22 protein-coding genes are annotated in these 21,065 nt (G+C 40.1%); 13 read left to right on the top strand and 9 right to left on the bottom strand.

Annotated elements, in window-relative coordinates:
- Positions 1–118: 118 nt before the first annotated feature.
- Positions 119–1,516 carry an asparagine--tRNA ligase gene (asnS, locus tag DC53_RS02055; protein ID WP_002961230.1) on the bottom strand — a complete coding sequence of 466 codons (1,398 nt, stop codon included), beginning with the start codon at positions 1,514–1,516 and terminating at the stop codon, positions 119–121.
- Between the two features lie 297 nt (positions 1,517–1,813).
- Here asnS and DC53_RS02050 point away from each other — a divergent pair, with 297 nt between their 5' ends.
- On the top strand, positions 1,814–2,248 hold the full coding sequence (locus DC53_RS02050; RefSeq protein WP_008133749.1) for an AAA family ATPase: 435 nt from the start codon (positions 1,814–1,816) through the stop codon (positions 2,246–2,248).
- Between the two features lie 4 nt (positions 2,249–2,252).
- Here the strand turns inward: DC53_RS02050 and DC53_RS02045 are convergent, their stop codons facing one another.
- The 6 genes from DC53_RS02045 to bioA all read right to left on the bottom strand — a co-directional run bounded on the left by DC53_RS02045 (position 2,253) and on the right by bioA (position 8,775).
- Positions 2,253–2,882: a Vat family streptogramin A O-acetyltransferase gene (locus DC53_RS02045; protein ID WP_024604311.1), complete on the bottom strand. Its 630-nt coding sequence runs from the start codon at positions 2,880–2,882 to the stop codon at positions 2,253–2,255.
- 35 nt (positions 2,883–2,917) lie between these two features.
- Positions 2,918–3,934 carry an ABC transporter ATP-binding protein gene (locus DC53_RS02040; protein WP_033031852.1) on the bottom strand — a complete coding sequence of 339 codons (1,017 nt, stop codon included), beginning with the start codon at positions 3,932–3,934 and terminating at the stop codon, positions 2,918–2,920.
- A gap of 14 nt (positions 3,935–3,948) precedes the next feature.
- A complete protein-coding gene (locus DC53_RS02035) occupies positions 3,949–5,448 on the bottom strand; it encodes an ABC transporter permease (protein ID WP_033031854.1) in 1,500 nt (499 codons plus the stop codon).
- Positions 5,448–6,488 (bottom strand): extracellular solute-binding protein, encoded by a 1,041-nt coding sequence (locus DC53_RS02030; protein WP_033031856.1) that lies wholly within the window; start codon positions 6,486–6,488, stop codon positions 5,448–5,450. The genes DC53_RS02035 and DC53_RS02030 overlap by 1 nt, the downstream gene beginning before the upstream one ends.
- On the bottom strand, positions 6,489–7,301 hold the full coding sequence (locus DC53_RS02025; RefSeq protein WP_033031887.1) for a hypothetical protein: 813 nt from the start codon (positions 7,299–7,301) through the stop codon (positions 6,489–6,491). It abuts the gene before it with no gap.
- Between the two features lie 172 nt (positions 7,302–7,473).
- Positions 7,474–8,775, bottom strand: coding sequence for an adenosylmethionine--8-amino-7-oxononanoate transaminase (gene bioA, locus DC53_RS02020; protein WP_033031858.1), 1,302 nt, complete (start codon positions 8,773–8,775; stop codon positions 7,474–7,476).
- Between the two features lie 95 nt (positions 8,776–8,870).
- Here bioA and bioB point away from each other — a divergent pair, with 95 nt between their 5' ends.
- From bioB to DC53_RS01985, 7 genes are all read left to right on the top strand, one after another.
- Positions 8,871–9,911, top strand: coding sequence for a biotin synthase BioB (bioB, locus tag DC53_RS02015; RefSeq protein WP_002961242.1), 1,041 nt, complete (start codon positions 8,871–8,873; stop codon positions 9,909–9,911).
- A 12-nt stretch (positions 9,912–9,923) separates the two neighbouring features.
- Complete coding sequence (locus DC53_RS02010; RefSeq protein WP_033031860.1) at positions 9,924–11,075, top strand: aminotransferase class I/II-fold pyridoxal phosphate-dependent enzyme; 1,152 nt, start codon at positions 9,924–9,926, stop codon at positions 11,073–11,075.
- Positions 11,072–11,947 (top strand): methyltransferase domain-containing protein, encoded by an 876-nt coding sequence (locus tag DC53_RS02005; RefSeq protein ID WP_033031862.1) that lies wholly within the window; start codon positions 11,072–11,074, stop codon positions 11,945–11,947. The genes DC53_RS02010 and DC53_RS02005 overlap by 4 nt, the downstream gene beginning before the upstream one ends.
- Positions 11,948–11,975: 28 nt before the next feature.
- On the top strand, positions 11,976–12,659 hold the full coding sequence (bioD, locus tag DC53_RS02000; RefSeq protein WP_033031864.1) for a dethiobiotin synthase: 684 nt from the start codon (positions 11,976–11,978) through the stop codon (positions 12,657–12,659).
- 121 nt (positions 12,660–12,780) lie between these two features.
- Positions 12,781–14,364 (top strand): FAD-dependent oxidoreductase, encoded by a 1,584-nt coding sequence (locus DC53_RS01995; protein ID WP_033031866.1) that lies wholly within the window; start codon positions 12,781–12,783, stop codon positions 14,362–14,364.
- A gap of 212 nt (positions 14,365–14,576) precedes the next feature.
- Positions 14,577–15,440, top strand: coding sequence for a protease HtpX (gene htpX, locus DC53_RS01990; protein WP_033031868.1), 864 nt, complete (start codon positions 14,577–14,579; stop codon positions 15,438–15,440).
- Between the two features lie 198 nt (positions 15,441–15,638).
- Complete coding sequence (locus DC53_RS01985; RefSeq protein WP_239462859.1) at positions 15,639–15,884, top strand: hypothetical protein; 246 nt, start codon at positions 15,639–15,641, stop codon at positions 15,882–15,884.
- Positions 15,885–15,973: 89 nt separating this feature from the next.
- On the opposite strand, the gene gloA is transcribed toward DC53_RS01985, so the two are convergent.
- Positions 15,974–16,501 (bottom strand): lactoylglutathione lyase, encoded by a 528-nt coding sequence (gene gloA / locus DC53_RS01980; RefSeq protein ID WP_033031870.1) that lies wholly within the window; start codon positions 16,499–16,501, stop codon positions 15,974–15,976.
- A gap of 120 nt (positions 16,502–16,621) precedes the next feature.
- On the opposite strand from gloA, the gene DC53_RS01975 reads away from it, so the two are divergent.
- On the top strand, positions 16,622–17,062 hold the full coding sequence (locus DC53_RS01975; protein ID WP_033031872.1) for a GNAT family N-acetyltransferase: 441 nt from the start codon (positions 16,622–16,624) through the stop codon (positions 17,060–17,062).
- 91 nt (positions 17,063–17,153) lie between these two features.
- A complete protein-coding gene (locus DC53_RS01970; protein WP_033031875.1) occupies positions 17,154–17,663 on the top strand; it encodes a DUF421 domain-containing protein in 510 nt (169 codons plus the stop codon).
- Positions 17,664–17,734: 71 nt separating this feature from the next.
- On the opposite strand, the gene DC53_RS01965 is transcribed toward DC53_RS01970, so the two are convergent.
- Positions 17,735–18,355, bottom strand: a complete 621-nt coding sequence (locus DC53_RS01965) for a trimeric intracellular cation channel family protein (RefSeq protein WP_002961255.1) — start codon at positions 18,353–18,355, stop codon at positions 17,735–17,737.
- Between the two features lie 393 nt (positions 18,356–18,748).
- Here DC53_RS01965 and DC53_RS01960 point away from each other — a divergent pair, with 393 nt between their 5' ends.
- The 3 genes from DC53_RS01960 to DC53_RS01950 all read left to right on the top strand — a co-directional run bounded on the left by DC53_RS01960 (position 18,749) and on the right by DC53_RS01950 (position 20,999).
- Complete coding sequence (locus tag DC53_RS01960) at positions 18,749–19,351, top strand: cold shock domain-containing protein (RefSeq protein WP_033031877.1); 603 nt, start codon at positions 18,749–18,751, stop codon at positions 19,349–19,351.
- Between the two features lie 309 nt (positions 19,352–19,660).
- Entirely contained in the window at positions 19,661–20,593 is a 933-nt protein-coding gene (locus tag DC53_RS01955; protein ID WP_033031879.1) for a ParA family protein, read from the top strand.
- A 1-nt stretch (position 20,594) separates the two neighbouring features.
- Positions 20,595–20,999: a hypothetical protein gene (locus DC53_RS01950; RefSeq protein ID WP_033031884.1), complete on the top strand. Its 405-nt coding sequence runs from the start codon at positions 20,595–20,597 to the stop codon at positions 20,997–20,999.
- Positions 21,000–21,065 lie beyond the last annotated feature (66 nt).

The raw sequence follows: 21,065 nt of genomic DNA on the forward strand, positions 1-21,065 counted from the left end.
TCTGGTTGAAAGCCGTGGTGCTCTTTGAGTGCTGCGGCTTTTTTATACGGTTAATTCAAGACACAAAAAAACCAGCCAATTGGCTGGTTTTAAGTATTTATAAACATCTTACTAAATATTAGTAAGTTGCGCTGCCTTTAGTACGAGGGAAGGCAATAACGTCACGTACGTTGCCCATACCTGTTACATAAGCAACTAAGCGTTCAAAGCCTAAACCAAAGCCCGAATGTGGCACGCTACCGTATTTACGTAAATCGCGGTACCAGCTGTAATCTTCTTTGTTTAAGCCCATTTCTTCTAAGCGTGCATCAAGTACATCAAGACGTTCTTCACGTTGTGAACCGCCAATGATCTCACCAATACCAGGTGCTACAACATCCATTGCGGCAACGGTTTTACCGTCTTCGTTTTGGCGCATGTAAAATGCTTTAATATCACGTGGGTAGTTTTTAATAACTACCGGTGCTTTAAAGTGCTCTTCAGCTAAGTAACGCTCGTGCTCAGACTGTAAATCTACACCCCATTCAACAGCGTACTCAAACTTTTTGCCACAGTTTTTAAGGATTTCTACAGCGTCTGTGTAATCAACTTGTGCAAAGTCTTTATCTACAAATTCTTCTAAACGCGTAATTGCGGTTTTTTCTACACGTTGTGCAAAAAATTCCATGTCATCACGGCGCTCTTCAAGTACCGCTTTAAATACATACTTAAGCATGTTTTCAGCCAGTTTTGCTATATCTTCTAAATCAGCAAACGCTACTTCAGGCTCTACCATCCAAAATTCTGCAAGGTGGCGAGATGTATTTGAATTTTCTGCGCGGAATGTAGGGCCAAATGTATAAATTTTTGACATTGCAGACGCGTAAGTTTCGCCATTTAACTGACCAGATACAGTAAGGAATGCTTCTTTACCGAAGAAATCTTCGCTGTAATCAACATCGCCTTTGTCTGTAAGCGGTAAGTTTTGCATATCAAGCGTTGATACACGGAACATTTCGCCAGCGCCTTCACAGTCACTTGCCGTAATAATTGGCGTGCTGATCCAGTAAAAGCCTTGCTCGTGGTAAAAACGGTGAATAGCTTGTGCTAAACAGTTACGTACACGAGTTACCGCGCCAATCATATTTGTACGAGGGCGAAGGTGAGCGTGCTCACGTAAGTACTCAATGCTGTGGCGTTTTGCCGACATTGGGTATGAATCTGGGTTTTCTACCCAACCTAACACAGTCACTGAGTTAGCTTGAATTTCGTAAGATTGACCTTGGCCAGCAGATTGTACTAAAACACCAGTAACCGACACAGAACAACCGGCTGTTAAGCTAGTAACTTCATCATAATTATTCAGTGAATTAGGAACTACCGCTTGAATAGGATCAAAACACGAACCGTCATGAACGGCTAAAAATGAAATTCCTGCTTTTGAATCGCGGCGAGTACGGATCCAGCCCTTAATTGTTACTTGGCTGTCTACCGCAACATTGCCTTTTAATAGCTCTGAAATCGCTAAATGGCTCATCTTCACTCCAATGATATAAGTTGCCTAACTATTTTATTTTAACTGTGCGCAACACTCGGGCATTAATTGCACATAAACGGCGCTGCACTTGAACCCTGTATCTTACCTAGTAAAGTTAAATAAAAAAACTATTGTGGGCAACTCTTTAAAAGTTTTTATGCATGCGGTTTATTTTTAAGCAGTTTTAGAGGGTTTATTACTTCTAATGTTATTTGTTACTCTCAAATTTAGTGATTTTGTGGCATTATTAACAAACTAATTAAATTTATTTTTATTCACACTTAAAAAATCGATGCTATGAAACAAGTTTTTATATTACGTGGGCTACCTGGAAGTGGTAAGTCTTATTACGCGCAAAACCTTGCCGACGAATTAGGCGGCGCTGACGAAAGCCAGTACCTAATTTGCTCAACAGATGATTACTTTATTAATGAGCAAGGCGAGTATCATTTTGACAAGTTTAAATTACCGCAATTTCACAATTTAAATTTAGCGCGTTTTATAAATGCACTTTCCCAAGGCACTCCTTTGGTAATTGTAGATAACACTAATATTAAAAAGTGGGAGTTTGTAGCGTATTCGCAAGCGGCTATCGCCTTAGGTTATCAAGTAAAAGAAGTGATAGTGGGTGAAGTGAAAGACAAATCAATGCAGCATTTATACGCTAAACGCAACTCCCATCACATCCCACTAAAAACAATAAGTAAAATGGCGTACATGTTTGAGTGGTAATCACTTAGAGATTAGATAAGGCTTTTATATCGCATTGTGTAATGGCATCTAAATGAGCAGTGATTTTTTCATTGCTCCAATCCCACCAAGCTATATCTAGCAGCGTATTTATTGTTTTATCGTCAAATCTGGTTTTTATCACTTTAGCGGGATTTCCACCTACAACGCTATAAGCAGGTACATCGCAGGTAACAACTGATTTACTGGCAATAATAGCGCCGCTGCCAATTTTTACCCCGGGCATAATTGTAGCGTTATAACCAATCCAAACATCATGACCAATTTCTGTATTGCCTTTAAAGGGTAAATCATTTGATTTTGGTACAAATTTTTCCCAGCCATTACCAAATATAAAAAATGGATAAGTAGAAAATCCAGAAGTTTGATGGTTAGCGCCATTCATTATAAAAGTAACGTCTTTAGCTATCGCACAAAACTTACCTATGATCAGACGATCCCCAATAAAATCGAAATGGTAAAGCACATTTTTTTCAAAATTCTCAGGGCCATCAGGATCGTCATAATATGTATAATCGCCTACTTCAATATTGATAGAAGTAATATAGTTTTTTAAAAAACCTACTTGAGGAAAACCTTCCATTGGTGAAGGATTATTGGGGTTTGGTCCGTTCATGGGGTTTCCTCTTAATTTTGAGTTAGGTATAGATATTAATCTATAGATTTATAAACCGCTAGTGGGTGCGATGTACTTAGTGATACATGCACTTCGTCGCCTAGGTTTACCACAACTTCATGGCTTACTCGGCTGGTTACAACAGTAGAGCACGCAAGTTTTACAGCGCACAAGCGGCTGCCACCTTCAAAGCGTACCCAAATCACTTCGCCGTTATTACCAACACTGCTTTGTACAAGCAATACATCGTCAGGGCGTAGTAGTACATCAACGTTGCCACTTTCACAGTCAACGCCATGAGCTGGCGCATTACCAATTGAGGTAGTGGCTTGTCCTTGGCTAAATTGGCCGCTAATAAAGCTGGCTTCACCTAAAAAACGTGCTACAAAGCGATTGTTTGGGGTACTAAAGCAGCGCTCGGGTGTATCGATTTGCTGAATTTTACCGCCTTTAAGCACACCAACACGATCGCCAACGGAGAGTGCTTCTTCTTGGTCGTGTGTTACCCAAATCGCCGGTACGCCAGCTGCTTTAAGTGCGTTTCTAATATCCCAACGAAGCATGTCTTTAAGGGCGGCATCTAAGTTTGAAAGCGGCTCATCAAGCAATACAAAATCAGGTTGGTGGGCAAGGGTGCGCGCAAGTGCTACACGTTGCTTTTGTCCGCCAGAAAGCGTTGCTGGTTTTTTATCTCTAAAATCGTTCAGTCCAAGTAGGTTTATCCAATACTCAGCAGGGGCTGTATCTTTTAATCTAAAGCAAATGTTTTGCTGTACGGTTAAGTGCGGAAATAACGCAAAATCTTGAAACACCATACCTACACTGCGTTTTTCAGGAGGTAGTGTTAATTTGGGAGTAGCGCGCCATTTACCCGTGTTTATTTCGCCTTCGCTAATAGGTATAAGGCCAGCAAGGGCTTGTAAAATTGTACTTTTACCACAACCTGTTGGCCCTACAAGCATAAGGATTTCGTTTTCACCCAGCGAAAAGTTTAAATCGCTTACTACGCGGTTACTGCCATAATCTATAGACAACTGACTTACAGATAGCATTGTTTCTTAAATCCTTAATGTTCAAACTGGTCGCGTTTTTCGCCAGACATCATAATAGCTAAGCCGCAGGCAGATATCACTACTAACAATAATCCAGGAATAGCGGCGCGACCAAAATAGCCCGCTTCGTATACACGCCATAAATAAGTAGAGAGTGTTTCAAACCCTGTTGGGCCAAGTAGTAGCGTGGCTTCTAGTTCGCGCATTGACTCTAAAAACACCAGTGCTGCACCGGCAATAATACCGCGCATAGTTAAAGGTAGTGTTATGCGAGTAAATACTTCTCGTGGGCTTGCCCCTAATACGCGCGCAGACTTTACTAAGCTTGGATCTAAGTGTTCAGTGCTTGTTCTAACAGAGCCTACAGCAAGTGGTAAAAATCGCAGCATATAAGCAATAATAAGCAATCCCAGTGTTTGATATAAAAACGGTAACTGCAAACCACCGTAAACAAGCGCTGTGCCCATTACTATGCCTGGAATACCAAAACCAAAGTAAGTAACACGCTCCATTATACGACCCGCTTTTCCACTCAGTGCAGCATGTGCAACGGGGATCGCAACGATAACAGCTACAATTGCCGCAATACCTGATGCATACGTAGAGTTCCATGCAATATTAAAATCAAATGAGCTAAAACCATCGCGAGCTAACCAAAGCGAAAATATAGCCAAAGGCAAGCCAATAGCAAGCAGTAAAACAGGTGCAAACGTAACAAACATCGCACTTAACTGTAATTTGTTTGGAAATAAAATTAACGGGCGACCATCGCGCTCAGGCGCTGTTTTTATTTGTGATTCAACTAAAAGTAAAAAACCGACAATAACCATCAGCTGAAGTGAAAGCATAGCTGCGCGCCCTAACGCGAAGGCATTGTATTCAACGTAAATTACGCGGGTAAAGGTATCTAAGCGCATCATTGCCGGCGTGCCAAAGTCTGATAACGTATAAAGCGCGACTAACAAAGAGCCTGCTGCAATACCGTTAACTACGCGCGGTAATATAACTTTAAATATACTTTGCGTCATCGACATGCCCAGCGTACGCGCGGCATTAACCATGCTTGCATCAAGGCTCAGTAAAGATGAGCGAGTTGTCATCATTACAAACGGGAAGGTATAAAGCGTCATTACAATGGCGGCACCTGTTAGGCCATACATTGATGGTGTTTCTATTCCTGTTAAGGTATTTATTTCGCCACCGGGGCCAAAAGCAGCATAAAGTGTAAATGCGCCAATATAACTGGGAATTGCCAGCGGGGCTGCAAATACAACCAGCCAGAGCTTTTTAAATGGTAAATGCACATACGCGCTAATAAACGCCAGTGGCACACCAATTAAAATAGATCCAAGTACCGTTAAACCCATTAACGATAACGTGTTACCTAAAATTTGCAGATTGTGGGTGTCAAACACTGAGCTTGCATCGCTTGCAAGCACAATTAATACATAAACAGGGGTTAGCGCAACAAGCGCTGCAAGCAGCGCCATTGGATAAGAGGCAGGTATTTTCATTACAATACGCCGCTGCTTCGCATCAAATCTATAGTAGGGCGTAAATCAGCTAGCTGTGTTAAATCTACTTCAGGTGGAGAAATATTAGCAAGTGACGGTAAACCCTCTGGTTGGGTAATACCATTTATTAACGGAATTTCGTACGCTTCACTGGCTAAGTAACCTTGTACTTCTTTACTTAGTAAGTAACGCATAAAGTTAGTAGCAAGCGGATCGTCGTTAAGCGCTAATACACCCGATGCATTAACTAAACAGCCCGCATCATTTTGTGTAAATGCTAAATCTAGCTTGGCATCAGGCTTACCTGATTTTAAACGCAAAGTGTAATAGTGATTTGCAAAACCAATATCAACTTCACCGCGCTCAACGCCCATAACAACACCTAGCTCGCCGGCGTATGTTTTAGCACGTTTTTGAATCTTTTTAAGCCACTTAGCGGTTTTGTCATCGCCTTCTAAAATTCGCATCGCGGTTACAAACGATTGAAAAGAAGCGTAGGCGGGCGCCCAGCCAATACTTAAATCGCTGTCGGCAATTTCCATAATACTTGTTGGAATTTGATCTTTAGTTAAACGCGACGTGTTATATGGCAATGTACGAATACGGCCAGTTACTGGTGCCCATTCTTTATATCTAAATTGTGGTTGTAACTGAGCAGATAAATCACCTGGGATAGGTTGTGCAAGGCCTGCATCGGTTACTAAACCAATCGCGCCTGAATCAACCGCCCAAAATAAATCAGCGCGGCGAACGCCGGCTTTAGCTTCTGCAACAATGGTATTTGCTAAAGCAGCAGTAGGACCACGGCGTATACCGAGTTTAAAGTCTGGATTTTTTTTCTGGATTGCTTGTAATACGTTTTCATACAAACCACCTTCGCCTCGGCCTAAATAAAGCGTTAACTCGCCTTTAAGCTTTGGTAAATCGTCAACAGAAACAGGGTTTGCTATATCAGCGGCTAGCGCACGAGAAAAAGGCAGTGGCAATGAGCCAACCACCCCTAACGCAGCTAGGCCTTGAATAAAGGTCCTACGCTTCACTTAAAATACATCCTTACGAGCTTTTTCGGCTTTTTCTATTAAAACCTTAGCGCGGTCTAATTTTGTTTGCATGTCACTGATCACATCGCGTACTTCGTCTACGCTTTTGCTGTTTTTAATGGCTTGTGGCAGTGTTACGTTAAAGTCTTTTTCCAGCACTTCAACTAGGTTAGCGTCTTGTTCTATAAGTGTTCCTTCAACGCCTTCAAATAGGTGCAGGTAAGTATCATGAACAATTTCAGTTGCTTCGTCTCGTAAACGCTCAGCAAATTTAGCTACTACACGGTCTAATTTGTGCTTAATTTCATCAATTGTGGCACTTTGTGTCATTTGAGTTGTAGCGGTTGCTTTTACAGTGTCTAACAAGCCTTTTTGCTGGAATTTTGCAGCAAGCTTAACAGCCCCAAGACCTTGCCACAAGGCTATGTTCATCGCTTTTTGCTGTTTACGAACTTCCTCAGCAGGCTGCTTATTATCAATGGCCATTTTTACGCCATAAAGACCCTGCCAAATAGAAGCGTATACTGGTACAAAGTTAGTTTCTATTGCGCTGTGAAACTTAACTGATTCCCAATATTCAATTAAATCATCAGTTTTTACAGATTTTGCGCCTTTAGTATCGTAGTCGCTTACCATGGTATCAACTTTGCCTACCATCCATTCTACTTCTTCTGCGTAACTTTTAAGGTTAGCTTGAAGATGATTAACATGCTCGCCAATAGGGCCGTTAGCTAATACTGGTTGAGCCATAAACGCCGAGGCTAGTAAAAGGCTTGCACCTAAAGTTTTGGCTGGTTTAAATAATAAATTCATAGCAGAAAAGTCCAAAAAGAGTAATTGTAAATGATAGCCATTATCATATAGCTTATGGTTAGTGAGATCAATAACCACAAACTCGCTTAATAGATAAAAACACTAAATGTAGCGGTAGGTTACAGTAAATAGCGCTATAACTTGTAATAGGATTAGTTATTGAGACCGACTATTAAGCGTAATGCTTGCCTTTAATGGCATTATAAATGGCATCACACAGTGTTTTTATACTGGTGTCGTCACTTATATACGGTGGCATAAGGTAAATTAGTTTACCGAATGGACGTATCCATACACCTTGCTTTACAAAATAAGCTTGAATTTTAGCAACATCAACATTGCCCGCAGCCTCGTTTAGTTCAACAACACCTATTGCACCTAAGGTACGCACATTGGCAACCGCATCTAGTTCACTGCAATTATTAAGTTGTTGTAGCTGGGTGTTTATTTGCTTTATTCGTTGTTGCCAGTTTTGCTCAAGTAATAAATCAATACTTGCACAGGCTGCAGCACAGGCAAGCGGGTTGCCCATAAAAGTAGGGCCGTGCATTAAAACACCGGCTTCACCTTCGCTGATGCCAATGGCTATTTTATCGCTAGTGATAGTGGCCGATAGCGTCATTGAACCGCCAGTTAATGCTTTACCAATACACATTATATCGGGCTCTATATTGGCGTGCTCTACAGCAAATAATTTACCTGTACGGCCAAAGCCTGTGGCAATTTCGTCGCAAATTAACAGTACGTTATATTGGGTGCATAATTTACGTACGCAGGCTAAATAATCAGGGTGATAAAAGTTCATACCCCCCGCGTTTTGTACTATTGGCTCAATTATAAAGGCGGCTACTTGGCTGTGGTTTGCTTTAAAGTATTCTTCAAGCTCTTGGGCTTCTGCCTGGTTAAACTCGCCCCCAAATTGACTAACCGGTGCAGGCACAAAAACGTGTTCAGGTAAAAAGCCTGAATATAAATTATGCATTGAGTTAACTGGGTCGCATACGCTCATGGCTGCAAAGGTGTCGCCATGGTAGCCCTTGTAAGGCGTCATTAGTTTTTGTTTTGTTGTAATGCCTTGGCTTAACCAATACTGCAGCGCCATTTTTATTGCTACTTCAACACTTACCGATCCGCTGTCGGCTAAAAACACTTTAGTTAAACTAGGCGGCGTTATATTTACTATTTTTTTGCACAGCTCTACCGCGCTGTTATGCGTAATACCGCCAAACATAATGTGGCTCATATTATTAATTTGCTCAATCATGGCGTTATTTATAACAGGGTGATTATAGCCATGTATTGCGCTCCACCACGAGGCCATGCCATCGATTAATTGCTCGCCAGTTTCGAGGTGAATAATATTGTGATTAGCATGTGTAACGGGGTATACCGGAATTGGCTTGGTCATAGACGTATATGGATGCCAAATGTGCTCACGATCAAAATCAAGGTCAATCGCATTCTTTTTAATCATATGTAAACTTTAACTTGGTGGACTTCGTTGACAATGGTACTTCAACTCGTAGACTAAGCCAATATCACCGTTATGAAAAAAAATAAGAGAGTATTATGGAACTTGCACCTGTTCGTCACGATTGGACCCACGCTGAAGTTAAAGCATTATTTGAAATGCCATTTAACGATTTACTTTTTAAAGCCGCATCGGTTCACCGTGCTAACTTCAACCCAAATGAAGTGCAAATTTCTACGTTGTTATCAATTAAAACAGGCGCTTGCCCAGAAGACTGTAAGTACTGTCCGCAGTCGGGGCATTACCGAACAGATTTAGAACGCGAACGCTTAATAGAAGTAGAAAAAGTAGTAGAGCAAGCACGCCTTGCAAAACAAAAAGGCGCTACCCGTTTTTGTATGGGGGCTGCATGGTCAGATCCAAAAGACAGAGACATGCCATACATTTCGCAAATGGTTAAAGAAGTAAAAGAGCTAGGGTTAGAAACCTGTATGACGCTAGGTAAACTCACAAACGAAAAAGCTCATGAACTTAGAGACGCTGGGCTTGATTACTACAATCACAACCTTGACACGTCTCCTGAGTATTACGAGCAAATTATATCAACCCGTACTTTTCAAGATAGATTAAATACCATTGACCATGTACGCGATGCCGGTATGAAAGTATGCTCAGGCGGAATAGTCGGTATGGGCGAGCAAGCAAGCGACCGTTTTGGACTACTTATGCAACTAGCTAATTTGCCACAACAGCCAGAAAGTGTGCCTATTAATATGCTCGTTAAAGTTAAAGGCACACCGCTTGAAAACGTAGACGATTTAGATCACTTTGAATTTATACGTACCATAGCAACAGCGCGCATTATGATGCCACATAGCTATGTGCGTTTATCGGCAGGGCGAAACGCCATGAACGAGCAAATGCAATCGATGTGCTTTTTTGCAGGCGCTAACTCAATATTTTATGGTGATAAACTACTTACCACCGAAAATCCCGACGCTGATGCCGATATGAACCTAATTAAAAAACTAGGCATGAACCCAGAAAAACGTCATGACTATTCAGACGAAGCAGTAGAAGCCTCGCTTTCATCGCAAGTAGCCGACAAAGCAACCTCTGAATTGTTTTACGAAGCGTAGGCTTTTATATCTATGCCTTTTGATTTTATAAATACGCATCTGCAGGCTCGCCAGCAAGATGCGTTACTTCGTAAACGCCACGTAGTGCAACATGCAACAGCGCGCACCATAACGGTTAATAATAAAACCTATCTTAATTTTGCCAGTAACGACTACTTAGGTTTTGGTGATGTGGCTGTTAATCTTAATGGCTCCCAAGCATTAGGGAGTCACAGCTCAGCATTGGTTACGGGTTATCAGGCTCAGCAAAAAGCGCTTGAACAATACTTATGTGAGCAATTTGGTTATGGCGCAGCAATGCTATTTAACTCAGGGTTTAGCGCTAATAGCAGCGTAATTAAAGCGTTGTTTCAAGATAAAGCAACTGCACAAAACAGTGCTATTTTTCAGGATAAGTTAAACCATGCAAGCTTGATTGACGGGGCTATGCATTCTAACGCGGCTTTAGTGCGTTTTAATCACAACGACATGAACCATTTACGTTCACGGCTCGAAAAATCAAAAGCGCAAAACAAGCTTATTATAAGCGAAGGCGTATTTTCGATGGATGGCGATATAGCGCCTCTTAAAGAATTACTCGCACTTGCAAAACAGCACAACGCATGGCTAATGATTGATGACGCACACGGCTTTGGTGCATTAGGTAAAACAGGTTTAGGCAGTTGCGAAGCGTTTATTACTCAAACGCTGCCAGATATATTAATCATTACCTTTGGTAAAGCAGTCGCCAGTAGTGGCGCGTGTGTATTAGGTAGTAAACAGTTTATTGATTACATGCTGCAATTTAATCGCGATTACACGTATTCAACTGCTATGTCGCCGCTTATGGCAAGCCACACACTTGCGCGTATTAAAAGCATAAAAACAGCTGATGAGAAACGCGATAAGTTAAATGCCAATATTGCATTATTTAAGCAACTCGCTAAAAGCCATAATATTGCATTAATGGAGTCAAACACAGCCATACAGCCCATTGTATTAGGCTGCGCTGAGCAAACGTTGCAAGCGGCCGATAAACTTAAACAACAGGGTATTTGGCTCACTGCAATTAGACCGCCCACGGTTTCACATAACACCTCACGTTTACGCATTACTTTAACCGCCGCACATACCGAGCAGGACATAACGCACTTAGTTAAGCATTTAGTAGGTGCAATAGCATGACTGCTCAGCCAGTATTAAAAACAGACCTAGTGCAAACACAACTTGTAAAACCGTGCCTAGTAAGTAGCGATTCAAATAAAGAATTAAATAAGGAGCCAAATCGAGAGCTAAACAAGGAGCTTAAAAAGTCTACACAAAGTAAGTTTTCAAAAGCGGCGGCGAGTTATAACACCCATGCAAATGTACAAAAACATGCTGCGAGCGATCTATTTGCGCTAATAAAACCAGGCATTAATAAAAATAAGCTTTGTGTTGATTTAGGCGCAGGCCCGCTTGTTAATACACAACGCTTACAAAGTATGTTTGCAAGCGTTATTGCCATGGATTTGAGCTTAAACATGCTGCAAAGTAGTGATTTAACCGCACCCAAAATATGCGCCGATATGGATAACTTACCGCTACAAGCAAACAGTGTTGATGTTATTTACAGTAACTTTGCAGTGCAGTGGTCTGCTAATTTTTCGGCTTTAATGCAATCACTTTACAGTATATTAAAACCAGGCGGGCGGGCGTACATAAGCACTGTGGTAGAGGGCTCACTTAACGAAATAAAAACAGCCTTTGCCGCGCTTGATTCAAACAGCCACATAAATACCTTTAATAGTGAATTGCATATAAACCAATCAGTCCAAAATGCAGGGTTTATTATTAACAGCGCTAAAAAACGTATTTACACCGATGAATACACAACACCTTTAAAAGCTATTGCCTCTATTAAGGCTATTGGGGCTACCACACAAAATCATACCAATACGCGTCAAGGGTTACTTACCAAATCGGCGCTACAAAAAGTATGCAGTGCGTATCCGCTTATAAATAATAAAGCATGTGTGTCTTATCATGTGGTGCTGTTATCATTACAAAAACATTAAATAAGCCCAAAGACATTAAAGGCAACGCATGAAAGAATTTTTTATAACAGGCACCGACACCGATGCCGGAAAAACCCACGTTACCAGTTTGCTATTAAAGTTACTTGCCCAACATAAAAAACAAGCTATTGGCTTTAAGCCCCTTGCTGCTGGCTGCGAAATGGCGTTCGATCAACTAGTAAACACCGATGCCCTTATACTAATGGAAAGTGCAACAGTGAGCGCTAAATACGACGTAGTAAATCCGTTTGCGTTTGCACCCCCTATTGCGCCGCACATAGCCGCTGAGCAAGTTGGAGTTAGTATTACTATTGATAAACTAAGTGATGCTTATAAAAACGTAAAACAACAGGGCGCTAATTACATACTTACCGAAGGTGCTGGTGGTTGGGCATTACCTATTAATAAAAACGATTATTTATACGACTGGGTTAAAGCAGAGCAACTGCCGGTAATACTCGTTGTTGGTATGAAACTAGGTTGCTTAAATCATGCGTTACTAACCGCTTCGCATATGCAAAGTATGGGTATAAACTGCGTTGGCTGGATTGCAAACCAAGTCGATAAAAACATGGACGAGTACCAAGCAAACCTTGATTCACTTAAAGCACGTTTACCGTTTCCAATACTTGCTATAAGCCCATACAGCGAGCAAACTCCTAAGTTACAAATATACAAAAGCTTGCTTAGTGCGTTATCTATTAACACTTAAGTGGTTTTAAAAAAGTTACTTTTTTAGGTAAATCTTGAAATAGTCAGCCTTAGTACACATATAAACGTTTATAAATACATAGCTTGCTTAAAGACAATGTTACTAAGGACATAACGACTATATGACGCACCCATTTATTGAAAGCTACGCCCCAGATGCGCACGTAAGCGCTGAGCCAAAAGTACTAAACTATGGCTTACCTAAAAAACGCGTAGGCATAATAGGTGGGGGCACAGCTGGCGCCACAATAGCCATAAGACTTGCTGCGTTAGGGTTAGAAACTTATGTGCTTGAAAAGAAAAAGTCGTTAATTGATGGCCCTCCAATGTGCCATTTGCATGCAGGTGGCAACTTATACCGTGAAATACCCGATGAAGACTGCATAGATTTACTCAAGCAATGTATAGATATTGCTCGCCTTTATCCTCACACTATTGATGTTCGCCCTACAGTATTTGCAGTGCCTAAGCGCGATGACGACTCACCCGAGGATTTATTTCCGCGTTTAAATAAATTAGTAAAAGCCTACAGCGAGCTTGTACAGCAAGACAGCGCTAATAAAGTATTAGGCGAGCCAGAGTATTATTATCAGTTATATAGTCGCGCACAAATGCTAAAGCTTGCTAAGCAAAAACAAGTAGCCAAGCCCACGTCGTTAGATGAGTGGATGATACCCGTGGCTAAGCATTTAGATTTAGATAAGCTAAAGTTTCCGCTTATTGTTGCACAAGAATATGGCTGGAATATTTTTCGTTTATCGGCCAGTGCACAACTCGCCCTTGCACAGTACAAACACGCTCATGTTTTAACAAGCACCAGTGTTAAAAACGTATCGCCAGTTATAAATACCAATAATGATAAGCAAACACTTAAATGGCACATCGAATACCAATCAGAGCCAAGCCTTGATGAACAACCTGATACTTCAACCAATACACAAGCCGATTCACAAACCATTGAGGTAGATTACCTAATTAATGCGTGTGGTTTTCAAACCGGTATTATTGACGACCTAGTTGGGGTAGATGTAAAACGCATGGTTGAATTTAAAGCCTCTTACATTACTCATTGGCAAGGTGCTGGTGGGCAAATACCCGAAATTATTATTTATGGTAACCGTGGCACGCCAGAGGGCATGGCGCAGCTAACGCCTTACCCTAACGGGTATTTTCAAATACATGGCATGACTAACAACATTACATTGTTTAATGATGGGTTAGCTGATGCAACGTCAATGAGCGCACAGCCTAAACTTCCCAATAAATACCTGCATTATATTAAAGATGGGTGGGATGAAGCAGCATTGCAAACACGTACCCAAACAGCAATTGATTATGTAGCCGAGTTTGTCCCTGCGTTTAAAACTGCTAGCACACAAAATAATGCCCTGTATGGCGGACAACAAATCCCGGGTGATGACGACACCTTGCGCGTAGCCGATGTAAGCTTATATTCGCATATTAGCTACGCACGGGCCGAAAATGTTAAAGCATCGTCAACGTTAATAGCGGCAGATCAAATAGTGGGTGAGTTTATAAAATTGGGAATAATAAGTAGCGATCCTGCTGTAAATCATCACCGCAGTACCCACCAATGGTCGTACCTTAAACATAATAGCAGCGAAAAAATTGACGAAGTTGCACGCATATTGGCACACGAGCGTGGATTTCCAATTGATATGGCAGAGCTTAATAACAGCTTGTAATAAGCTGATCAATAAAGAAACTTTAGTCTTAAATTTGATGTAAAACCCTTCTTAAAAAAATTATCAATAAACACATAAATAACACTTGTGTTATGACATAGTTTGTCACAGAATAGCGCTAACGTTATGACATAGTGTGTCATAACGCAGTGATTGCTTTAACCTGATTTAATTTTATGTTCGGTGATCAAACCTATTTTTGTGAGGACAATATGAAACGTATATTTTTGTTTTTATTAACTAACCTAGCGGTTATGTTGGTATTAGGTGTAGTGCTTTCAATAATAATGAGTGCGCTGGGCTTAAGCCATCGTAGCCTTGGCGGAATTTTACTTATAGCCACAGTATTTGGTTTTGGTGGATCGTTTATTTCGTTATTTATGTCGAAATGGATCGCTAAAAAATCAACAGGCGCGCACGTAATTACGCAGCCTCGAAACGAAACCGAACATTGGCTTGTACAAACGGTATCTGCGCAAGCACAAAAAGCAGGTATCAAAATGCCAGAAGTGGCTATTTACGACAGCCCAGAAATGAACGCGTTTGCAACGGGCCCAAGTAAAAACAACTCGTTAGTGGCAGTAAGCACAGGCTTAATGCACAACATGACCAAAGATCAGGCCGAAGCCGTACTTGCCCACGAAGTATCGCACGTGGCTAACGGCGACATGGTAACGCTTACGCTAATACAAGGCGTGGTAAACACCTTTGTAATATTTGCCGCAAAAGTACTGGCAGGCATTGTAGATAACTTTATTAATAGCGATGAGGAAGAGGGCGGCAGTAGCTGGACATACTTCTTATTCGATATGTTATTCCAAGTATTATTTGGTGTACTAGCAAGCATAGTGGTTGCAAGTTACAGCCGTAAACGAGAATTTGCAGCCGACAGCGGCGCAGCAAAACTAGTTGGTGCTGATAAAATGCGTTCAGCCCTTGAGCGATTAAAGCAAAACCATCCTTCGCAATTAGAAGGCTCAATGATGGCCTTTGGTATTGCAAGTGGTAAAGGCGTTGCTGAGCTGTTTTCATCCCACCCGCCGCTTGATGCACGAATAGACGCACTAGGCAAGTAAATATGTAAGTTAGTAAATATTCTAAGCCAGCTTAACCGCTGGCTTTTTTATGTTTACGTTAAAATGCTAAAATCGCACGTACTGTATTTATATATAGTTATTTGTATTGCGTTATAAAATCGTTACTTTTTTAAGCTAGTACAAAAAAACTTAATCGCTAATGTAAGCCAAATTAATACTAAAAATGAAAACGATGCATTGTATGTTGCATGCATAGGGCAGGTAAAAAACGAGTCGGACTTTTCGTTTAAAAATATAAAGTTTAAGGTCGATTTTTTAACCGAGCAAAACACGCTAGTCGATACGTTATCAATAACCGACGAAGACCTAATTATACTTCCTAATGACTCAACAAACTTTAGAGTAAGAGGTATTGCGCAAAAACAAGCGGCCAGTTATAACAATTGCCAAGTAACAATAACCGATGCCTGGGCTTATAAATAAGTTATTTGTAGTTATTTAAAGTATCAAATTAGTGAGTAAAAATAATTAAGAAAACCAACTCTAAGCTGGTTTTCTAATATAAACAGTGATTACTGAGAAAGAATAATCTCAGTAATGCCCTCAGCAGATAGTATTTCAATCCAGTAGCCGTCAGGGTCTTTAATAAATGCTAAGCCTTTCATTGAGCCATCATCTGGTTTTTTAACAAATTCTACATCGTATTTTGCAAAGCGCTCACAGGCTTCGTAAACATCCGGTACGCTAATACCAATATGCCCAAATCCTTTAGGTTCTTGGTTACCACTGTGGTATCCCTCAAAGCTGTCGTCGCTTTCAGTGCCCCAGTTATGGGTAAGCTCAATTAGCGCAGGGCGACGAAACATCCATTCTGCTTTAGTTTTATCATCACCTTGTGGCAATTCTTGTTCGTAGCCTAAAAAGTAAAGCGTAAACTTCATACCAGGAAAATCATACTTACCTAACAGCTTCATACCTAATACATTTTGGTAAAATTCAAGCGACGGCTTTGGATCTTTAATACGTAACATAGTTTGTTGCATAACAAAGCCCTGAGTGGCCTGTTCAACTTGTTCTGGAGATTCGTTATAGTTAGACATGGTGATCCTTTCAAAAATGATAAAGCGAAAATAAAGATATAATGCTTAAACCATCATAATCAACCGTAGTTTAAATTTAAACTGTCTAGGTCAAATCATATAATAAAAACAAGGAATTTTATGGCTATAACTATAACCACAGGCACAATTGATGATGTAACCGCAGTGAGTGAATATGTCCCTGAACTGCTAACAACCATTGATAGTGACACTTTACGTAACTGTTTGGAAAACAAAAAAGCATTGATATTAGTAGCACATAAAGAAGATACATTAGTTGGTTTTAAAATTGGCTATGAGCTATCTAATACACAATTTTATAGTTGGCTTGGTGGAGTGCATTTTAACTATCGTAGATTAGGTATTGCTAAAAAATTACTTGTCCAACAAGAAAAGTGGGCTTATGAACAAAGCTTTACCAATATACACGTTAAATCGATGAACCGGTTTCCTCAAATGCTAACTATGCTCATCACTAATGGTTATCACGTTTGTGGCTACGTTGATAAACAAAGCACAGAGCTAAGTAAAATTAAGTTTGTAAAACAACTAACAAAGTAAATGCAGGCACTTTATTCATCGTTATTTAACTTAGCGCCATGTAGGGTTATAAGTAAAAGCTAATTACCACCTTTAATAGCAAGGAACCATTATGTTTTACGATGATATGCAGGGATTATTACGTGTACTTACAATAGGCGTACTGGGTTATATTGCACTGGTGTTCTGGCTGCGCGTATCGGGTAAACGTACGCTTTCAAAGTGGAACGTGTTCGACTTTATAGTCACCATTGCGCTGGGCTCTATATTGGCGTCTGTTATTATTTCAAAAAGTGTTCCGCTGTTTGAGGGCATACTTGCCTTTGTAGTATTACTAGGGCTGCAATATGTTATTACATGGCTTAGTGTGCGCTCGTCAAAATTTGCAGCACTTATAAAAGCAGAGCCTACGCTGTTATTGAGTGATGGTGAATACTGCATGGCTGCACTTAAATCGCAGCGCGTAACAAAATCAGAAATTCGCGCAGCTATTCGTGGCGCAGGTATATTAGCCATAGAAGATGTAGCCGCAGTAGTGCTAGAAACCGATGGCAGTTTTAGTGTACTTAAGCAAAATAACAGCGGGTTAAAAACCGCGTTAAGTGATGTAAGCGGGCATTAAATTAATACGCTAATAGTTATATTAAATAAGGCAGGTATATTACCTGCCTTATTTTGTATTAAAGTTTATTTTTATTTAGCGTGTTGCTCTAATAAACTAAAGGTAGGTAAGCGCCATTTAAAGCGTATTGATGCCATACGTATTAAGTAGCCTGCAACAAGGCTTACAATAATGCTAATGTTATCGTCAATATTGTAATGGTGTAGCGCTAAGTATAAACAGGCAACAAGTAACGATACACTCGCGTATAGCTCGTTATGTAATACAAGCGGCGCTTGGCGACATATTAAATCACGCAGTAACCCACCAAATACGCCAGTAACAACCGCAGCCACTACACAAATACCGTAATGCAGCCCCATATTTAGCCCCACTTGGCAGCCAATAATACTAAAGGCTGCTAAACCAAGGGCGTCTAGGCGCATAAATATGCCTTTAAATTTAACCACCCATTTTGCCAGCCACGTAGTAACAATACCGGCAATACAGGTAATTAATAAATACTCTGGGTGTTGTACCCACGTAAGCGGGTAATTACCTAGTAATATATCTCGAACACTACCACCGCCAATTGCAGTGGCGCTGGCTACCAACACTACGCCAAACCAATCCATTTTCATTCGTCCTGCGCTAAGTGCGCCGGTCATGGCTTCTGCGGTAATACCAATAATATAAACAATCGTTAATAGCATGAGATAATCACTTAAAATACGTGCGTAAAAATAAGGTGTGGATTGTATAGATAAATTAAGTAAATAACGAATGAAAAATCGTACTAAAAAAGGTTAATTTAGATAGAAATAACTAATGACAAAACCTAGTGTAAACAAGCTGTTAAGCTAGTGGGCGAGTGTGTAATGGTGGGCATGAATTAAAGGACATTTGGCCGCAAATTATAAATAAAACAGGTTGAGGTTTAGTTGTTTTTAGCACGTTTATTTTTGAGTTTATTTTATTAGGTAAAACGTAAAAATTAACGCAATATGAATATTTGGTTGCATGGTTTTAATTTAGGAACGTATAATAACAAGTGTTAACTAAATGGAATTTGCGTAAAACGCAGCTTAAGCAGGGCAGGTGGATATATGAACAAAGGATTGTTAAAGACGTGGAAAACCGACAAAGGTTTTGGTTTTATTAAATCAGACACCCTAGAACACGACACGTTTATACACATATCAGCGCTCAAACACATGAGCCGCAAGCCTAAAGTTGGCGACACCATTTATTTTGAAATTACAACACAGCCCGACGGTAAAACCAAAGCAATTAACTGCCGTATAGAAGGCGTTGCAGAGCTTAAAGCCCCTTATCAAAAACACAATCAACAGCCGCATCGCATTGCCAAATCTAATTTTGCCAGTAGCTTTTTGGGCAAAGTTGCCTCAATTAGCGTTTTCGCCGTGCTTGGCTTTGTCGCAGTAAATAAATACAACCATTATCAAAGTAACGAGCAATTTAATAACCACACACCTGTTATTACTAACGCCGATTTAGCCACCTTTGATGAACAATACCCAAAACTCGTTATTCCAAAAAACACACAAAACTTTACCTGTGACGGCAGGCAGCATTGTAGCCAAATGAATTCGCGAGCCGAAGCTGTATTTTTTATTAATAACTGCCCGAATACAAAAATGGATGGCGACGGTGATGGTGACCCTTGTGAGAGAGATACACGGTTTTAAAATGAGTGGTAATTTTATAAATCGTTTAGTTAAAGGTTTGGTTAAATAAAAATAAATTTAATTAATGGCTGTGTACAAATACAGTTATTTACAATTTATTCAATAACATTATTAAAAGTCGTTTTGGGGTTAAATAACAAAGGCTACTGATTAGCAATTGTCATTTCCTGTTTATAAATGAGTTGTTTGGTGTAATTATCGAGCAACGTAATATATGCCGTTTTGGGCTGTTATAACCCCCCAAAGTGGGGTTCAATAAGTTGTTATATTTCATCGACTTCGGCATTACAATTCACACAAGGAGTATACATGGAAATTGTATCAGTAATAAACTACAAGGGCGGTGTTGGTAAAACAACAGTTACATCTAATTTGGCCGCAGAACTAGCTTGGCAGGGTAAGAGCGTTTTAATACTTGATATGGATGCTCAGGCAAGTTTAACATTTTCTTTTATGACTCCTGATTATTGGGATAATCATATTAAAGAAAGTAGAACAATAAAGAGTTGGTTTGACTGTATTAGTCAAGGCAACCCTACAATGCCACTAGCTGACCTTCGAGTAAGACCTGAAGTTGTTAATAACTTCCTTACAAATAACAAGCGAGGTGGTTGTGTTGACCTTATATCTTCTCACCTCGGATTAATAAATGTAGACCTTGAGCTTGCAACTTTGCTAGGTGGGGCAAGCCCAACTCAAACACAAAAAAAATACCTTAAGGTTCATGGTAAACTTAGAGATGAATTGAATACCTTAGCCTCAGAAATGAACTACGATATTGTGCTTATTGATTGTCCACCTAACTTCAATATCGTTACAAAGAACGCGTTAATTGCATCAGATAAAATCCTAGTACCTGCAAAGCCTGATTACTTATCAACGTTGGGAATTGATTACTTGAAAAAAAGTGTTGAAACACTTGTTGAAGATTTTAATTTTTATGCTAAGAAAGATGATGAATTCAATGAATCATCTCCTGAATTCATGGGAGTTGTATTTACTATGATCCAAATAACCTCAGGTATACCAATTTCAGCTCAGAGACAATATATAGCACAGACAAAAAGGTTAGGAGTCCCTGTTTTTGATGCAATATTTAGAGAAAATAAAACTATTTTTGCTGATGCACCAAGAAATGGGATGCCCGTTGTTTTAAATTCTTATTCAAATCAAAGTCATACTACCGTTGTAGATGAAATTGAAGTTTTTGTTGGAGAGTTCAATTCAAAGCTTGGAGTTTAGAATGAGTAATAAAGAAATTTTAAAAAATTATTTATCATCGTTATCAACCTTGGTTGATAAGTTGAGTGATGCTGACTTTACAAAGTTAGAATCAGGCGATTATGAGTTGTCACTTAAAGTAATTAAAAAATCGACTAAGAGTAATAGCCCTAAAGAAAAGCTTACTGCAGATAGTCAAACTTTAGAGATGGTAATAGATGAATTAAAGTTGGTTAAAACTAGAGAGGATGGCATCTCGGTTATAGAGTCCCACTTAAAGAACAAGCCATCCCTTGAATTGCTCGCTAAACACCTTGACGTTGCCGTTTTACCAAGCGATAAAGTATCAAAAATTAAAGATACTATTGTTGACGCAACTGTAGGTGCTCGATTGAGATCGGGAGCGATCCAAGGAAAGGAAATATAACAACACGCCCTGAGGTGGACAGCAAGCGCTAAAGCTCACTTTCCACCGCAAATTTTAACAGCGGTG

Source organism: Pseudoalteromonas fuliginea (assembly GCF_000690055.1).
Taxonomy (GTDB): domain Bacteria; phylum Pseudomonadota; class Gammaproteobacteria; order Enterobacterales; family Alteromonadaceae; genus Pseudoalteromonas; species Pseudoalteromonas fuliginea.

Excerpts from the sequence above, each read along its gene's own strand:
- bioD (WP_033031864.1), top strand. The coding sequence starts at position 11,976 with ATGAAAGAATTTTTTATAACAGGCACCGACACCGATGCCGGAAAAACC.
- DC53_RS01965 (WP_002961255.1), bottom strand. The coding sequence starts at position 18,355 with ATGCTATTAACGATTGTTTATATTATTGGTATTACCGCAGAAGCCATG.
- DC53_RS02035 (WP_033031854.1), bottom strand. The coding sequence starts at position 5,448 with ATGAAAATACCTGCCTCTTATCCAATGGCGCTGCTTGCAGCGCTTGTT.
- gloA (WP_033031870.1), bottom strand. The coding sequence starts at position 16,501 with ATGTCTAACTATAACGAATCTCCAGAACAAGTTGAACAGGCCACTCAG.
- DC53_RS01995 (WP_033031866.1), top strand. The coding sequence starts at position 12,781 with ATGACGCACCCATTTATTGAAAGCTACGCCCCAGATGCGCACGTAAGC.
- htpX (WP_033031868.1), top strand. The coding sequence starts at position 14,577 with ATGAAACGTATATTTTTGTTTTTATTAACTAACCTAGCGGTTATGTTG.
- DC53_RS02010 (WP_033031860.1), top strand. The coding sequence starts at position 9,924 with ATGCCTTTTGATTTTATAAATACGCATCTGCAGGCTCGCCAGCAAGAT.
- DC53_RS01950 (WP_033031884.1), top strand. The coding sequence starts at position 20,595 with ATGAGTAATAAAGAAATTTTAAAAAATTATTTATCATCGTTATCAACC.
- DC53_RS01955 (WP_033031879.1), top strand. The coding sequence starts at position 19,661 with ATGGAAATTGTATCAGTAATAAACTACAAGGGCGGTGTTGGTAAAACA.
- asnS (WP_002961230.1), bottom strand. The coding sequence starts at position 1,516 with ATGAGCCATTTAGCGATTTCAGAGCTATTAAAAGGCAATGTTGCGGTA.
- DC53_RS01975 (WP_033031872.1), top strand. The coding sequence starts at position 16,622 with ATGGCTATAACTATAACCACAGGCACAATTGATGATGTAACCGCAGTG.
- DC53_RS02045 (WP_024604311.1), bottom strand. The coding sequence starts at position 2,882 with ATGAACGGACCAAACCCCAATAATCCTTCACCAATGGAAGGTTTTCCT.
- bioB (WP_002961242.1), top strand. The coding sequence starts at position 8,871 with ATGGAACTTGCACCTGTTCGTCACGATTGGACCCACGCTGAAGTTAAA.
- DC53_RS02005 (WP_033031862.1), top strand. The coding sequence starts at position 11,072 with ATGACTGCTCAGCCAGTATTAAAAACAGACCTAGTGCAAACACAACTT.
- DC53_RS02040 (WP_033031852.1), bottom strand. The coding sequence starts at position 3,934 with ATGCTATCTGTAAGTCAGTTGTCTATAGATTATGGCAGTAACCGCGTA.
- DC53_RS02050 (WP_008133749.1), top strand. The coding sequence starts at position 1,814 with ATGAAACAAGTTTTTATATTACGTGGGCTACCTGGAAGTGGTAAGTCT.
- DC53_RS01960 (WP_033031877.1), top strand. The coding sequence starts at position 18,749 with ATGAACAAAGGATTGTTAAAGACGTGGAAAACCGACAAAGGTTTTGGT.
- bioA (WP_033031858.1), bottom strand. The coding sequence starts at position 8,775 with ATGATTAAAAAGAATGCGATTGACCTTGATTTTGATCGTGAGCACATT.
- DC53_RS02025 (WP_033031887.1), bottom strand. The coding sequence starts at position 7,301 with ATGAATTTATTATTTAAACCAGCCAAAACTTTAGGTGCAAGCCTTTTA.
- DC53_RS01970 (WP_033031875.1), top strand. The coding sequence starts at position 17,154 with ATGTTTTACGATGATATGCAGGGATTATTACGTGTACTTACAATAGGC.